This is a genomic window from Vibrio rotiferianus, assembly GCF_002214395.1.
In the GTDB taxonomy this organism is placed as follows: Bacteria; Pseudomonadota; Gammaproteobacteria; order Enterobacterales; family Vibrionaceae; genus Vibrio; species Vibrio rotiferianus.
Genome location: NZ_CP018312.1, coordinates 144,541 through 160,655, shown reverse-complemented (window position 1 = coordinate 160,655; position 16,115 = coordinate 144,541). Strand labels below are relative to the sequence as shown.

The following is a 16,115-nucleotide window of genomic DNA, read 5'->3' as shown; positions in this document are numbered from 1 at the left end:
AATGACCCGAGATTATAACCTTAAACCTAACCAAGATGCTTCCCTGATGAGACAATTAGTTGTCAGGAATTCAACTCACCAATAGGTATTGAATTTCGTTTGGGTCTAATAAAAATTAACCGACCATTGACCAAGCACACTATATGTATCAGTATCATTCCCCTCCTTTTCTCAACATCCGAGGTATTTGTGTCACGATACTGGTTACTTAGCTTTGGCTTGCTTTGTGCAGGTACAGCGTACGCCGAAGAATCAGTACAAACAGAGCAAACCGTCAAAGCTCCTGCTCCACTGAAAACGGAGGTCGAGTTCGGCTATCAAGCTCACACAGGTAACACGGATTCACGCTCCTTGAATGCTCGCCTGAGCGCAGAGTACACCGCCGGACGGCACCGTTCGAATGGAGAATGGAAGTTCTATAATCTGTATAAAGATGGCGAAGAAGATAAGCGCTCCTCGACTTACAGCGCTCAAACCGACTATAAGTTAGGCCCTAAGACATATTTCTACGGCAGCTTTAAAGGCGTTGATTCTCGCTACAGTGCTTATTTCAAAGATTACACACTTTCTGGCGGTTTAGGTTATCAGTTCTCTTATACTGAACAATTTGTATTAGAGGTTGAGGTGGGGCCAGGCTTCCGTTATCAAGAACCTAACTTAGATGAAATTGATGACGATGACATTATCTTTCCTGACATAGTTCAAGAAGGCATCTTCCGAGGCAACATTAACACCTCATGGCAAGTACTCGACAACCTGAGTTTTTCAGCTGATGTCACGTTAGTAGCAGGTAAAAGCAACACCCGAGTTGATAGTGACTTAAGTATCACCAATGACATCACTGAAGATATTGCATTAAAGCTTACTCACTCCCGTCAATATCACGATAAAGTGCCAGATGGATTGGAAAAGGCTGACAGTGTCTTTTCAGTAAATCTGCTGTTTCTGTTCTAGAAACGGACTTCCTTCTTCGCAAATTTCAGACATAAAAAAAGCACCTCATAAGAGGTGCTTTTTAGCATTTCGTCTTGGTACTGAATTACTCAGCAGCAACAACTTGTACGTTCGCAGTAGCGAAAACTTCTGAGTGAAGTTGAACGCTGATCTCGAACTCACCAGTGTTACGTAGAGCACCTTCAGGAAGGCGAACTTCGCTCTTAGCAACTTCAACGCCTGCAGCTGTGATAGCGTCAGCGATGTCACGAGTACCGATAGAACCGAATAGTTTGCCTTCGTCACCAGCTTTAGATGCGATAACAACAGCTTCTAGAGCGTTAACTTTCTCAGCACGTGCTTCTGCAGCAGCTAGTTGCTCAGCAACTTTAGCTTCTAGTTCAGCGCGACGAGCTTCGAACATTTCAACGTTACCTTTAGTAGCCATAACTGCTTTACCTTGAGGGATAAGGAAGTTACGAGCGTAGCCAGATTTAACGTTTACAGTATCGCCAAGACCACCTAGGTTACCGATTTTATCAAGTAGAATAACTTGCATTGCTTAATCCTCTTTCTTAATAAAACGACCGATTACTGATGCTTGTCAGTGTACGGTAGTAGAGCTAGGTAGCGTGAACGCTTGATAGCGCGAGCTAGTTGACGTTGGTATTTAGCGCTTGTACCAGTGATACGGCTAGGAACGATTTTACCAGCTTCAGTGATGTAGTTTTTAAGAGTTGCTACGTCTTTGTAATCAATCTCTTGTACGCCTTCTGCAGTGAAACGGCAGAATTTACGACGACGGAAGAAACGAGCCATGGGCTATCTCCTGATCTTAAATTTGAGTAATGTTGTCGGCGTGTAACACTAATTTCCCAACGCCATTTCGGCCGGTTTGGTAAGCAACAAAACCACTTACCTTAATGTTACTGCCTTGTACTAAATTCTGAGTTAATGCTTGCGACCTAAGCCCACTGACAACTACCGGCATTCGACAATAAACTTGTCGTGGTAGGTCAGCTTCGATGATAGTAGAACGATGCTCTACCCAAAACCGACAGTGTTCAATGCCACTAGGGCTTTTACTACGAATGGGCGGCTTGGCAATGGTGCCACTCAGCTCCATTCGATTGGTCATAAGAAATATTACTCAGCAGCTGCTTCTGGCTTAGCTTCAGCACGCTCTTCGCGACGAGGAGCACGCTCTGCACGCTCTTCTTTCTGCTTAAGCATGATAGATTGCTCAGTGATAGCCGCTTTAGTACGCATGATCATGTTACGTAGAACTGCATCGTTGAAACGGAAAGCAGTTTCTAGCTCATCGATTACAGCTTGGTCAGCTTCAACGTTCATTAGAACGTAGTGAGCTTTGTGAAGCTTGTTGATTGGGTAAGCCAGTTGACGACGGCCCCAGTCTTCTAGACGGTGGATTTTACCGCCAGCTTCAGTGATTGAACCAGTGTAACGCTCGATCATGCCAGCAACTTGCTCGCTTTGATCAGGGTGCACCATGAATACGATTTCGTAATGACGCATTGGTTGCTCCTTACGGATTATTAGCTTCCACGATTGGCTCGGTCGTCCAGAGGAAGCAAGGAACTAAAGAAAATTGACCGAGTTTTAAGGAGCACGAATAGTACAGAAAGGAAGCAAAATAGGCAAGTGATTATTTGCACACCTCGCTCGATATTTTTGCTTAGCTCACGCCAGAAATAATAAAGGCTACCAACAAAGTGGCAGCCTTTTAAATCATCACGTTACAACGCTTGCTTTAAAGCTAATCTGTCAGCGCTTATTTGACGTCTGCAAGCTCTGCGCGCATTTTGTCGATCACCTGTTTGTAATCCGGCTCGCTGAAAATAGCCGAGCCAGCAACAAACATATCTGCGCCCGCTTCTGCAATTTCACGAATGTTATCAACTTTCACACCACCATCGATTTCTAGACGAATATCACGACCAGATTCGTCAATCATCTTGCGCACTGCTCGTAGTTTATCTAACGTATGAGGGATAAATGATTGCCCACCAAAACCAGGGTTTACTGACATCAGTAGAATCAAGTCAACTTTGTCCATGATGAACTCAAGATGCGCAAGCGGTGTTGCTGGGTTAAGTACTACACCCGCTTTACAGCCATGCTCTTTGATAAGCTGGAGAGTACGGTCTACATGCTCAGATGCTTCAATGTGGAAAGTGATCATCGACGCGCCAGCTTTTGCGAAATCAGGGATGATACGATCAACAGGCTTCACCATTAGATGAACATCGATTGGGGCAGTAATGCCGTAATCACGTAATGCTTTACACACTGGCGCACCAAAAGTCAGGTTTGGTACATAGTGGTTATCCATAACGTCGAAGTGCACCACATCCGCACCAGCTGCGAGTACTTTCTCTACGTCTTCACCTAGACGAGCAAAATCAGCCGATAAAATGGATGGAGCAATTAGAAAATCTTTCATACCTGACCTCAGTAGTGGCGAGCAAACAGCAAATAATTTGCGCGCAATTCTACCGAAGCCAGTGGGGAGATCCACTATTTAGATGCAATAGTGTGAGAATTAAGAGTCAGATTTATCTGCGTCTGACGCACGGAATAGAGCAAGCAGCTCGTCAACTTTATTGCGACCGCTGCCGTTACGGCTGATAGTACGCTTCACTTTTACCACGTTCAGTTCTGCACCATGGTATAGGCGACGCGTTAACTTCGTGTCGTGGTTAGAGATCAGAACTGGAATGCCTCGTTCAGTTGCCGCTTTCTCCGCAATGTCTGCCAACGCTGCTTGATCATCAAGCGTAAAGCCATTTCCTGCATAAGAGGTAAAGTTTGCAGTGTTAGATAGCGGTGCGTAAGGCGGGTCGCAGTAAACCACACTGCCCTTACGTGCTCGGCTGAATGTTTCTGGGTAACCTTCACAAACAAAAGTCGCTTTCTTCGCTTTTTCAGCAAAGAATTCCATCTCTGCTTCTGGGAAGTACGGCTTCTTGTAAGAACCAAATGGCACGTTGAAGCCACCTTTCTTGTTGTAACGGCACAGCCCATTAAAACCAAAACGGTTCATGTATAGGAACGCCAGAGAGCGGTACATGACGTCGTCCGTTTTATTAAACTCAGCGCGAATGCTCAGGTAGGCTTCTTTGCGGTTGTTCTCTGCAACAAACCAACGCTTCGCTTCTGAGATGTACTCTTCAGGACGCTCTTTCAGCAAGTTGTAGAGATTAATCAAATCTGGATTGATGTCCGCCAGTAGATATTGGTCGTAATCGGTATTAAGAAACACCGAACCAGCCCCAACAAAAGGTTCAACTAGCTTTCGAGCCGGTGGCAAATGGCGTTGGATGTCTTCAACCAGACCGTATTTTCCTCCTGCCCATTTCAGAAAGGCTCGTTGCTTTTTCATCTACTGCTCTATCTATCGACCAAAAATTAAGGCTGCGGAATGTAACATATTTTTCAGCGAAGCTCAGGATTATTTCACTCGCTCTATCTCACGCTGAACTTGTCTTAACGATTTTGCCCAAGGACTCAGCGCTTTGAGTGAAGATGGTAAACTATCTACCGCATCTCTAGCCTGCTGAATGGTTGGGTAATCTTGATAAGTAATGATGTACCAATCAGTATTATTTCTCACTGTTGGGTAGATTCTTACTTTGCCGTTAAGTTGGTAATCATCTAAAAAAGATTGCACATCTTCTAAAGATGTCATCGCTGCTAACTGCAAGGTATACGCTCTCGGAGAGAGAGTCTTCAACTCCTCTTTAGCAAAAGAGAACTGAACAATCGGCGGTGAAGAAGCATCTGATTCAGGGTTCGCCACTTCCTCTGTAGCTTCAGGTCGAATCACCTCAATCAATGCTGAGCTTGCAACACTAGGCGTTTCGCTTTGAATCGAGGTCGGCTCTACAACTTGCTTTATTTCTGTTGTATCTACCGTATCAGCCTTACCTTCAAGCAATGCATCGACGACATCTGACTCAATAACTACTCGCTGCTGAGTATCTTCATTACCAACGCTAGCCACCTCTTCGACAATGGCTGGCGGCAGGGCATCCGAATCATCTTGAGCACCTGAAATATCCAAAGAGGGATCTACACTGTGGTCTAACGGTGTTAAGTTTTCCGTTTTTTTAGCCTCTTTATCACTAGGCTCCGATAACGTCGGTATTGCCGTCTGTTCCAAAGAGCCTGCTATTTGCTGAGCTTTATCATCGGGAGTCGGCTGATTGAGCATCCACCAGTATCCACCAGCAGCAAGAAGCAATAATGCTAATACGACAATAGCAATTTTAATTGGTGAGCCAACTATAGAGCGGATAATAATCCTTTTTTCCACTTTTAAATCTCCTAACGCCATAATGTCACCAGGGATTGGACTGACTGTTTTAAAAGCAGCCCGCGTGCGCTTTTCATTGTCATCATCAACATAGCGCATTACTAATGACTCAAAAAACTGCCTTGCTTCCATTTCAGACAGCATATCAACTTCGAGCTCAACGGGTTTAAGTTCTTGCCCGTAACTCACCCGTTGCAAAACGTTTTCTAAACGACCAAGCTGAGAAAATAGTATGACATTGATTTTCCAATTTGAATTTGCCTGAGCCGCTAATACAAGCATCCACAGCTCAGAAATAAGTGCTTCACTTAACAGGTGGGCGTCATCGACCACTATCGCAATGTCACACGACTCGCTATCTAGAATTCGCTCCATACTATCTAGCAAACTATCTTGCTGATTGAAAAGCGCATCACTCACAATTTGACTTAAAATCTGCATACGACGCTGGGTATCATCCTGGTTGGGATGACACAGCAATAAGCACTGATTCTTATTCGTGGCACCAACTTCAAGATATCGTTGGGCTAGCCATGACTTTCCGAATCCAATATCGCCATTAACCACAATAAGGTTAGAGCTAAAGTTGCTCAACATAGCGAGGCGATGCAATAAATCTGTTTGAGAGTCTAATTCTAAAATATGAGCTGCACTCATTCGTTAACCCTAATAATGCATCAATGACGCCTGAAGGCGTCACTGTTTAGGTTAAATATCGCGACCGAAGTCGATAGCTTGTTTGATTATGTCTTGCGATGTGTCCGCAATGACTTCTGCACTGCCAATGCCAGTTGGCAGAACTAAACGCAGCTGACCGGATAAGACTTTCTTATCTCGCATCATGTGTGTCATGAAGTCATCAAAGCTCATGGTATCTGGCGTATGCACTGGTAGTTTTGCTCGACGCATAATGGTAATAATGCGATCCAGCTGTTGCTGCGTAATTAAGCCACGTAGATGCGACGCCTTCGCTGCCATAACCGTACCAGAAGATACCGCTTCACCATGCAACCAGTTACCGTAACCCAATTCAGCTTCAATCGCGTGACCAAAGGTATGACCTAAGTTCAACAACGCTCGAATGCCCGATTCTTTCTCATCTTGAGCTACAACTTCTGCTTTGATTTCACAACAACGTGCGATGGCATAAGTCAGTGCTTCTTCATCCAATGCATATAGACGGTCAAGGTTCTCTTCTAACCAGTCGAAGAAAGCACCATCATAAATAATGCCGTACTTGATCACCTCAGCAATACCCGCAGCAAACTCGCGCTCTGGGAGCGTCGATAGGCAGTTGGTATCGATGATAACCGCTTTAGGTTGGTAAAAAGCACCAATCATGTTTTTACCAAGCGGATGGTTCACTGCCGTTTTACCGCCAACCGACGAGTCCACTTGAGACAATAGTGTGGTTGGAATCTGGATGAAATCAACACCGCGTTGGTAGCATGCCGAGGCGAAGCCAACGAGGTCGCCAATCACACCACCACCTAGCGCAATAATCACTACGTCACGAGCATAGCTTCCTTCTAGCAGGAAGTTCATGACTTGATTAAATGTATCTAAGCTTTTGTATTGCTCACCATCAGGTAATTCAAGCAATGAGGCATCACAACCAAGCTGTTTTAGCTGGCTAAGAATTTTGTCCGCGTACAGAGGAGCAACCGTGACATTACTGATCACGACGACTTTCTGATTGGCATTTTTGTTTGAAAGAATTTGAGAAAGGTACGCCGGGTCTTCAAATAACCCGGCGCCAATTGAGATTGGGTAGCTACGCTCTGCTAGATTGACCGTAATCCGTTCCATCGGTGTGCTCCAATTTGAAAAAGATAAATGCTTATCTCTCTTCTAGCATTTTTACGATCTGGTTGGCTACCACTTTTGCACTCTGATCGTCAGTACGAACTGTGTAATCCGCTACTTCTTCGTATAGAGGGTTACGTTCGCCTGCCAAACTTTCCAATACTTCACGAGGGTTGTCAGTTTGAAGTAGAGGACGCTTCTTGTCGCGGTTTGTGCGAGCAAGTTGCTTTTCAATAGTTGTTTCTAGGTAAACAACAACACCACGTGCTGAAAGACGGTTGCGGTTTTCTTTGCTCTTTACAGAGCCACCGCCCGTTGCTAGCACGATGCCTTGCTCTTGAGTTAGGTCTTCAAGTACAGCTTCTTCGCGTTTGCGGAAGCCTTCTTCACCTTCAACATCAAAAACCCAAGCGATATCTGCACCCGTGCGTTCTTCGATCACTGTATCAGAGTCCACAAACTCCATATGCAGTTGCTGTGCTAGGTGTCTACCAATTGTACTTTTGCCGGCGCCCATTGGGCCAACAAGGAAAATATTACGTTTCTCAGCCATATTTAGCGGTAATTTACAACGTTAATTCAATAAGATCGCCACAAGAAAACACAGCTAAACCGCTGTTATACAAGGCTTGTGGCACCAATTCCTCACAGATAATTCGTGATAAGACCCGAAATTATCCAAGCATGGTGCCTCTAATGCAACTTTATTTTTGATCTGATCGCCTTTTATCTGTGAATTGCTCACTGAACTACTACCTTAGGTGTAACAAAGATCAGTAGCTCACTCTTACCCACATTTTCATAACTTCTGCGAAATAACGCCCCTAGCAATGGGAGATCTCCAAGCAGAGGAACCTTGTCCACAGTATTAGTCACATTGTGCTGAAATATTCCACCTAAAACGACGGTTTCACCATTATTGACTAATACTTGAGTTCCTATGCGCTGCGTATCAATTGCAACGGCTTCCCCAGTACCTGTTTTGACAACCTTACCTAAACGATCTTGGGTTACACTCAGATCGAGAACTAAACGATTGTCTGGGGTTATTTGTGGCGTGACTTTTAGACTTAATACTGCTTTTTTGAAAGTGATGGAAGTCGCCCCGCTGGACGATGCTTCGAGATAAGGAATTTCTGTACCTTGCTCAATATAGGCAGGCTTTTTGTTTGTCGTTACCAAACGCGGACTTGAGATGATTTCAGCCTTAGATTCTTGTTGTAGAGCGGAAAGCTCCAGATCTAACAGCGTATCAGAGCCCAACTTAGCAACTTGAAAGGCAATACTCGTTGCGCTAGGCGAAGTCGCCGCTAGGTTTACATTTAAGAAATCATCAATACCAACGGTATTACCATCTTCATTATCACCACCTTCGTCATAAAGGCCAATAGCAGCAAGATTGTTCTCAATCGAACCACCTACCATGTTGTTACCATTTATGGAACTAAAGCCCCAGCGAACACCAAGTTCATCAAGGTTACCTTCATTCACGGTTACAATTCTGGCCTCTATTTGAACCTGCTTGACGGGTATATCTAGTGACTCTACGATGTCACGTATTACTTCGATATTCTCTGGCAGCTCACGAATAAGCAGAGAGTTAGTGCGCTCATCGATTGTCATACTACCTCGATTGGAAAGCATACTAATATTCCCTTCACCATTAATCATCTCCGCAATATCCGAAGCTTTTGCAAAATTTACTTTAATGATTTCTGATGCTAGCTCTCCAATTTCCTCTTCTAATTTTTGCTTCTCCAATTGCTGCTTTTCACGTAAGTCCAGTTCTTCTTTTGGTGCGACTAAAATAACGTTGCCATCAACGCGTTTATCAAGTCCCTTAACCTGTAGAATAATGTCTAGTACCTGCTGCCATGGCACACCATCCAGGCGTAACGTTAAGTTACCCTCAACAGAATCCGAGACCACCAAATTAAAATCGTTGTAGTCAGCGATCAACTGCAAGACATTTCTTACCGGTATATCTTGAAAGTTAATAGAGATGAGCTTGCCTTCCTTCTCAAGGATACTTTTATCTGGCACCTTTTCATTCGGTTTTAAGCGTGCAACTTTGACTTCGAGATATCGCCCAGTAAGCCTGTAATCATGTGTATAGTCCCCTTCAATGTGCGCCAATAACCGAGTTGTTGCAGCATCACGGAAGACTTCAACACTATCGACGGCAGTTGCAAAGTCTTTGACATCGAGAAGGTAAAGTTGATCATCTTTCACAGACGTATTAAGAAGGTCGATACTCAACCCTTCTTGAACTCGTTTTACATCAACGATAGCGGCAGGCGATGCGAGCTCAACAACAATGACCGCCTCTTTATTTTTGTTACTTCTGAAATCAATACTTCTCAGGGCGTTAGACTGAGACTCCTCAGCCCAAACAGCTGGGGGAAACAATAGTAGTCCACACAACCATAAGAGTTCTAATAACTTCCTGTATCTCAATGTATTTCCTTGTTTCATTCCACTTACTCAATTCTTGTAATCAACGCGATATAACTCATCTCAAAGCCAACTTAACCTTGCGCTTTTGCCAGCAACCTAAACCATCGGGTAAAGTTTCGTTTATCAACAGATATGAATGCGATACATGGGTGACTTTGCCATTGTTCTGCCCAATATACTGACCAGCATGAACTTTATAGACGGTCCCATTTGGTGCTTGAACTAACCCAGAAACACTACTCCCCATACCCATCACCCCCTTAAGCCTCAATTGGTTCAAAGGAAAGCGCTCTAGCTTGCTACTTCGTTTACGTTTTGATGGCTGCCAGCAATCGTTACGAGCGACTGGCTGTGATGCGATAGTCGCTTCTTCAGGTAAAGCAAAAGGCTCTCTCTTTGATTGAGGTGAGTACGGTGCGACAAGAAACTTTCTCTCAGGTTTTAGCTTTGCGACATCAATACGAGCTTCACTTTCAATCTGGCGTATATAGTCAGATAAAGAGTCATTATTTGCCTGGCAACCAACAAGCGACACACAAACAAGCATTAACCCAGCATTAGCCCTCATCATTTGTTTCCTCTGGATTAAATTGGAATGTGCTCGCTTTCACTCTAAAATGTAGGGTCTCACTTTCTTGACTGACTCTTTGCCAGGTAACATCTTGGAAGGTAATGATTCGAGGTAGCGTCGCTATCGCTTGGGAAAAACGACCGATGTCATGGTAACTCCCTGTCAACTCAATGTTTAATGGCAAACGATATAAGAAACGCTCAGGTTGTTTCTCCCCCCAATCAATCCGTGCGAAAGTAAGGTTGTTGTCTATCCCAAGTTCATTGACAGAAGCCAGCATAGTGGCGAGCTCCTTTTGAGCAGGGAGTTGTTGGAGCAAATACTCGTAACGTGTCGTTAACTCATCAAGTTGGGATTGCAATTGAGGTAATGCAGCAACCTTATTGGCTTTGCTCTTCAACATAACTTTAAGCCGACGCTCTTCTTCGACCAATTGCTCAAGCCTCTCCCCTTCAGACTTGAGGAAAAACCAATACCCCATGCCTTGCAATAAAAAGGCAAAAACAATAATGACAAATATTTGTGGAACAATTGGCCAATCTAGAATTTCATCTAGTTCTAAGTCTTGCCAGTTACTCATATTGCTTACCACCCAAACCCACAGTCAAATGCTCACTTGGCTTTAACAGAAACGAGACTCTGAAAGTTTGAAATTCCTTTCCAAAGCGAGCTTTGCCATGAACAATGGAATGCATTTCCACATCCATCAATTCTGAGGATTTTTCCATTCTGTCAAGCATGGTTGCTAACCGTGAGGTGCTATCGCTTATCCCACTTATCTCTACGGAAAGGTCATCCATTTTAATTTTGTCGACATAAACCCCCGACGGAATGGTATTAGGTAACAAGCTCATAAACTCCGTCGTTTTATTCCTTCCCAGTTGTAAACCTTCCACCTCTTTTAGACGTGTAAGAATTTTGCTGTGCTCCTGCTCAGCAATTTTCATTTCCTCAATACGCTTGTCTAAATCAGCCATGTAAAGCTCAAGATAATCCAATCGGTCTTGTTGCTGTTGTTGCTGATAAGAAAAGTACTGCTTAATTCCCATCTGCACACTGAATGTGGCTACCAAAGCAAATAGAATCAAAACCAAGAACCGACGACGGTGGACCTCTCTTTTCTGTTCTCTCCAAGGGAGTAAATTAACGGGTTGAAGCATTCCCCCTCCTCAAGCACTTTATTGCTCTGACAGCAATACCTGCCGCCGTAGTGAACCGGTGCCAATCTAAATCCCTACGGCGCCTTGGTGAGAGCTGAATTTCGAAATGTTCGAATATATTAAGAATCTCACAACGAATACCTAAGCAAGTGGAGAGCGTTTCTAATAGCATTGGTGTTGATGCCCTTGAGCCTGATAACCAAAGGCCTTGTACGTCATTTGAGCCCGATACAGAAGAGTAAAGCTGAAGCTGCCTTTGAATGTTTTTGGCAACGTCTTGATTAAAGTGATCGGTAGCTTTTATTTCAGCCTCTCCTCCTTCAGAGAAATTGCTATCTTGAACTAATGGCTCAGAAGGGCTCCACGTAAACTCTTTATGAAACAACTCTCCTTCTGTATTAAACATCGTTATCGAACCATCACGCTCTCTTACTTCTACAAGGCAAAAACTGTTGTTTTCAGGGTTGGCCTCAGCAGCTAATTGCCATACTTCTCCCGCGACCTGAGCATGCACATCAACTACTGCAGGTTTTAATCCTACTTTTTCCAACAGCTTAACTCGGCTATCTACTAATTCCTTTCTCGTCGCAAAGACCTGATATTGCCTATTCTTAGTCATAGTGCCCCCATCACAAGGGACATAATCCAAACTCAGCTCATCTATAGGAATGGGAGATTGAAGAGAAAAGGCTTGTGCCACTGCAAACTCAATTTCGCTCTCTTCTAAGTCACAGTCCAACGGCAAAACCTTTGAGATAACAGCACTGTCCGGTACAGCTATCGCTACTTTTCGATGAAATAGTGGTAGCGACTTTTTTATCTCTTTTAGGGTATTTACAATTTCTTGATGATTTATGAGTTGGTTTTCAGCGACAATGTCGCCGTTTAGTACAATTTCTTTATAGCCAAGCAGGGAAAAGCTCTTCCCTGTTGGTTTTAGTATTACGGCTTTGAGGCTGCGATGAGTAATATCAATGCCAGTAACTATTAACTTATCCATGTAGACTCTCGCTCCGAATTTTCTTCGTGCAAAGGTTGTTATTAGCATCCAAATAAGAGTTAATACCTCTGTTGCTAATTTTTTGACCTAGAGTACAAGGGTTTATAGTTATACAGCCTCAACCAATCAGGGATTCTCCGGTGAAGTTCATAAAGCGTTTATTTTTATTAACATTGATTTGCATAATTCTTGGAGTGACCACTATTTTTGGTTTTTATCAATATGTAAAACCAGAATTACCAGACGTGGCCACACTAAAAAATGTTGAATTACAAACACCTATGCAAGTTTATAGTCAGGACGGGAAGCTGATCGCACAGTTTGGCGAAAAGCGTCGCATTCCTGTAACTTACGATGAGATTCCTCAGGATCTCATTCATGCGCTGATTGCAACTGAAGATAGCCGTTTCTATGAGCACCCTGGTATTGATCCGATCGGTATTACTCGTGCCGCTGTTGTTGTTGCTCTATCAGGCTCAGCTAAACAAGGTGCAAGTACCATTACCCAGCAGCTAGCACGTAACTTCTTCTTATCTAATGAGAAGAAAATCATGCGTAAAATCAAAGAGATATTTATAGCAATTCACATTGAGCAACTTCTTTCTAAACAAGAAATCATGGAGCTATATGTCAACAAGATCTTCCTAGGTTATCGCTCTTATGGCTTTGGCGCTGCGGCACAGGTTTACTTTGGCAAGAGCTTAAATGAGTTAAGCCTAAGTGAAATCGCCACGCTAGCAGGCATGCCTAAAGCACCTTCGACAATGAACCCTCTATATTCTCTAGACCGTGCTACTAAGCGTCGAAATGTCGTTTTGATGCGTATGCTGGATGAAAAATACATTACTCAAGAGCAATATGACGAAGCGCGCTCAGAGCCAATTGTGGCCCGTTACCACAGTGCCGAGATTGAGCTTTCTGCCCCATATGTTGCAGAGCTAGCACGCTCATGGGCGGTAAAAGAGTACGGTGAAGAAAAGGCTTATACTTCAGGACTAAACATCTACATGACGGTAGATTCAAAACTGCAAGACGCTGCCAACAAAGCCTCAATCAACAACATCCTTGCTTACGATGAACGTCACGGCTACCGCGGTGCTGAGAAGGTGCTATGGAAAGAAGGCGAAAGCTCTTGGGATACTGAGCAGATTGAAAAACATCTAAAGAAACAGCCAACATACGGCCAACTGTACCCAGCGGTTGTCACCGAAGTTGACGACAAAACTGCACAGGTTTGGGTGAAGAACAACGATGAACAAACCATCGCTTGGACAGGTATGAACTGGGCACGTAAATATCTGACCGATGAACGCCAAGGCGCTGTACCAAAATCAGCGAAACAGATTTTAGAATCAGGCCAACAAGTCTGGGTTCGTGAAATCAGCACTACAGATAAAGAAGGTAACACTACCCATAGCTGGAAACTAAGCCAAGTGCCAAGTGCAAACACAGCATTTGTGGCCATGAACCCAGAAAACGGTGCTGTGCTTTCTCTGGTTGGTGGCTTTAACTTTGTTCACAGCAAGTTTAACCGTGCGACTATGTCAGTGCGCCAAGTAGGTTCAAGTATCAAACCTTTCATCTACTCAGCCGCAATCAACAAAGGTCTAACCCTTGCCTCTTTGGTCAACGACGCACCGATCAATAAATGGGATGCAGGTTCTGGTTCAGCATGGCGTCCAAAGAACTCACCACCGACTTACATCGGCCCTACTCGCCTACGTATCGGCCTAGCTCAATCAAAGAACGTCATGGCAGTACGTACTCTGCGTGAAGTTGGCTTAGACGAAACTCGTGAATACCTAACGCGCTTTGGTTTTGATATTGATGAAGTACCACGCTCTGAGACCATCGCTCTGGGTGCTGGTAGCTTAACACCAATGAAAGTTGCACAAGGCTACTCCGTGTTTGCCAACGGTGGTTACTACGTAGAACCGTTTTATGTTGATCACGTAGAAGATTCATTCGGTGAAGTGGTATTTAAAGCAAATCCGAAAGTGATCTGCCAGCACAACTGTCCTCAAATGGATGAGCAGGCTCCTGCAGAAGATAAGTTTGTCGCTGAATTTGGCGAGCAAGATGTCACAGCAGATAGCATTGCACCAGACAACGCACTAGAAAACGACACTCCACAATACGCGAAGCAAGTGATCTCAGCGCAAAACGCATTTCTAATGCGTGAGATGATGTACAGCAATATATGGGGTGGAGGTAGCTGGCGTGACGGCACAGGCTGGAATGGTACTGGTTGGCGTGCACAGAAACTGGATCGTCGCGATATTGGGGGTAAGACAGGAACCACCAATGATTCGAAAGACACTTGGTACAACGGCTACGGCCCTGGGATTGTGGCAATTGCGTGGGTTGGTTTCGATGACCACTCTCGTACACTAGGTCGAACGACAGTAAACAGCAACCTTGGAAAAGGACAAATATCTGGCGCTGAATCCGGAGCGAAAACCGCAGAACCAGCTTGGATTGACTTCATGCACGTAGCGCTCGATGGTGTACCACAGCAAGGTAAGTCTATTCCAGATGATATCGTTCGTGTGCGTATCGACCGCGATAGCGGCCTATTGACGCATAAAGTCGACGGTTCATCCATGTTCGAGTACTTCGAGAAAGGCACTGAGCCTACTGAATACGTCGGTAACAGCCTAGAAGATAGCATCTACTCTGGTGGTGGAAGTTCAGAAGAGCTGTTCTAATATCGAATTAGTGATATGAAAAAAGGGAGCCATTGAGCTCCCTTTTGTTTATCTGGATTATCTGATTAAAGCAAAAACTTAGGCTGCAATAGAGCTTTGCTTTGCTTCAAGAATATTCTTAATTGTCGCAGCTAATGCTTCGAAACGCGCTCGCAACGGCGAACCAGGACGATAAACCAATACGATACTGCGCGAAGGTGTTGGATTGACAGCAGGAACGTAACATACGCCATCTTTCTTCTTCTCATGCGGCACAGATAGCTGTGGTAGTAACGTAATGCCTGCACCTGCAGCCACCATGTTACGCAACGTTTCTAAGCTAGTTGCTTTAAAGCGTTCATCATCTTTTGCACCAGCAGCAAAACAGAAGCCAAGTGCTTGGTCGCGTAAGCAATGACCATCGCCCAACGCCAATACCGTTTTACCGTTCAGATCGAGCATTTCGATATGATCAAGACCAGCCCATTCGTGATCACAAGGCACTGCAACACTTAGCGGCTCGTTATAGACCTCAATCTCTTTGAACGGTGCTGTTTCATCGACTGAAGCTAAAACAAGACAATCAAGCTTACCTTCTTCCAATTGGCGAACCAACTGATGAGTTTGAGCTTCATGTAAGAACAGCTCTAAGTCTGGAAACTCTTCTTTAAGATGAGGAACGATTTTAGGTAAGAGATAAGGGCCGACAGTTGGGATAAAGCCAATGTGCATTGGGCCAGTCATGGCACCACTTTGACCACTCGCCATATCTTTAAAGGTTTTCACTTCACTTAAGATGCGTTTTGCTTGCTCCACCAGTTGCAAACCAGAATCAGTAAACAGCACGCGACGGCTGCTTCTTTCTAGCAACGCTGTACCTAATTCGTCTTCCAACTTACGAATCTGGCCGCTTAAGGTTGGCTGACTAACAAAGCAGGCTTCCGCAGCTTTTCGAAAATGCTTGTGCTCCGCAAGCGCCACCAAGTACTCAAAATCTCGGATATTCATACGTACGATTCGCTTCTTGTTTGGCGATAGAAATAATCTATCAAAACCATAGCATTAAACGATTAGAGCTATCAAAGTTTTTTTTCAATAATGAGCTCAACAAAACGAAACTGAGCGACAAATAACGCTAAGCTCGAAAACGAATTATTTCATAGAT

General features: G+C 44.2%; 17 protein-coding genes. 2 read left to right on the top strand and 15 right to left on the bottom strand.

Going from position 1 to position 16,115, the window contains the following annotated elements:
* Positions 1-189 precede the first annotated feature (189 nt).
* A complete protein-coding gene (locus BSZ04_RS09780) occupies positions 190-954 on the top strand; it encodes a DUF481 domain-containing protein (RefSeq protein WP_010443887.1) in 765 nt (254 codons plus the stop codon).
* 85 nt (positions 955-1,039) lie between these two features.
* Here the strand turns inward: BSZ04_RS09780 and rplI are convergent, their stop codons facing one another.
* The 14 genes from rplI to pilM form a co-directional block, all read right to left on the bottom strand.
* Positions 1,040-1,492 carry a 50S ribosomal protein L9 gene (rplI, locus tag BSZ04_RS09775; protein ID WP_010443888.1) on the bottom strand — a complete coding sequence of 151 codons (453 nt, stop codon included), beginning with the start codon at positions 1,490-1,492 and terminating at the stop codon, positions 1,040-1,042.
* Positions 1,493-1,524: 32 nt separating this feature from the next.
* Positions 1,525-1,752, bottom strand: a complete 228-nt coding sequence (gene rpsR, locus BSZ04_RS09770) for a 30S ribosomal protein S18 (protein ID WP_000090472.1) — start codon at positions 1,750-1,752, stop codon at positions 1,525-1,527.
* A gap of 16 nt (positions 1,753-1,768) precedes the next feature.
* A complete protein-coding gene (gene priB / locus BSZ04_RS09765; protein WP_010443889.1) occupies positions 1,769-2,071 on the bottom strand; it encodes a primosomal replication protein N in 303 nt (100 codons plus the stop codon).
* An 8-nt stretch (positions 2,072-2,079) separates the two neighbouring features.
* Positions 2,080-2,469, bottom strand: a complete 390-nt coding sequence (gene rpsF, locus BSZ04_RS09760; RefSeq protein ID WP_010443890.1) for a 30S ribosomal protein S6 — start codon at positions 2,467-2,469, stop codon at positions 2,080-2,082.
* Between the two features lie 256 nt (positions 2,470-2,725).
* Positions 2,726-3,397: a ribulose-phosphate 3-epimerase gene (rpe, locus tag BSZ04_RS09755; RefSeq protein WP_038885615.1), complete on the bottom strand. Its 672-nt coding sequence runs from the start codon at positions 3,395-3,397 to the stop codon at positions 2,726-2,728.
* 99 nt (positions 3,398-3,496) lie between these two features.
* Positions 3,497-4,336, bottom strand: a complete 840-nt coding sequence (locus BSZ04_RS09750; protein WP_010443897.1) for a Dam family site-specific DNA-(adenine-N6)-methyltransferase — start codon at positions 4,334-4,336, stop codon at positions 3,497-3,499.
* A gap of 69 nt (positions 4,337-4,405) precedes the next feature.
* A complete protein-coding gene (locus BSZ04_RS09745; RefSeq protein WP_088880306.1) occupies positions 4,406-5,926 on the bottom strand; it encodes an SPOR domain-containing protein in 1,521 nt (506 codons plus the stop codon).
* Between the two features lie 51 nt (positions 5,927-5,977).
* Positions 5,978-7,078, bottom strand: a complete 1,101-nt coding sequence (aroB, locus tag BSZ04_RS09740; RefSeq protein ID WP_010443901.1) for a 3-dehydroquinate synthase — start codon at positions 7,076-7,078, stop codon at positions 5,978-5,980.
* A 31-nt stretch (positions 7,079-7,109) separates the two neighbouring features.
* Complete coding sequence (gene aroK, locus BSZ04_RS09735) at positions 7,110-7,628, bottom strand: shikimate kinase AroK (protein WP_010443904.1); 519 nt, start codon at positions 7,626-7,628, stop codon at positions 7,110-7,112.
* 188 nt (positions 7,629-7,816) lie between these two features.
* Positions 7,817-9,550: a type IV pilus secretin PilQ gene (locus BSZ04_RS09730; RefSeq protein ID WP_088880305.1), complete on the bottom strand. Its 1,734-nt coding sequence runs from the start codon at positions 9,548-9,550 to the stop codon at positions 7,817-7,819.
* 37 nt (positions 9,551-9,587) lie between these two features.
* A complete protein-coding gene (locus tag BSZ04_RS09725; RefSeq protein ID WP_088880304.1) occupies positions 9,588-10,100 on the bottom strand; it encodes a pilus assembly protein PilP in 513 nt (170 codons plus the stop codon).
* On the bottom strand, positions 10,090-10,683 hold the full coding sequence (locus BSZ04_RS09720; protein WP_088880303.1) for a type IV pilus inner membrane component PilO: 594 nt from the start codon (positions 10,681-10,683) through the stop codon (positions 10,090-10,092). The genes BSZ04_RS09725 and BSZ04_RS09720 overlap by 11 nt, the downstream gene beginning before the upstream one ends.
* Positions 10,676-11,263 carry a PilN domain-containing protein gene (locus tag BSZ04_RS09715; RefSeq protein ID WP_088880302.1) on the bottom strand — a complete coding sequence of 196 codons (588 nt, stop codon included), beginning with the start codon at positions 11,261-11,263 and terminating at the stop codon, positions 10,676-10,678. Before BSZ04_RS09715 ends, BSZ04_RS09720 begins: the two co-directional genes overlap by 8 nt.
* A complete protein-coding gene (gene pilM, locus BSZ04_RS09710; RefSeq protein WP_088880301.1) occupies positions 11,247-12,263 on the bottom strand; it encodes a type IV pilus assembly protein PilM in 1,017 nt (338 codons plus the stop codon). Before pilM ends, BSZ04_RS09715 begins: the two co-directional genes overlap by 17 nt.
* A gap of 140 nt (positions 12,264-12,403) precedes the next feature.
* Here pilM and BSZ04_RS09705 point away from each other — a divergent pair, with 140 nt between their 5' ends.
* Positions 12,404-14,971 (top strand): penicillin-binding protein 1A, encoded by a 2,568-nt coding sequence (locus BSZ04_RS09705; protein ID WP_088880300.1) that lies wholly within the window; start codon positions 12,404-12,406, stop codon positions 14,969-14,971.
* A gap of 78 nt (positions 14,972-15,049) precedes the next feature.
* Here BSZ04_RS09705 and oxyR read toward each other — a convergent pair whose 3' ends face one another.
* Positions 15,050-15,958, bottom strand: coding sequence for a DNA-binding transcriptional regulator OxyR (oxyR, locus tag BSZ04_RS09700; RefSeq protein WP_010443932.1), 909 nt, complete (start codon positions 15,956-15,958; stop codon positions 15,050-15,052).
* Positions 15,959-16,115: the final 157 nt, after the last annotated feature.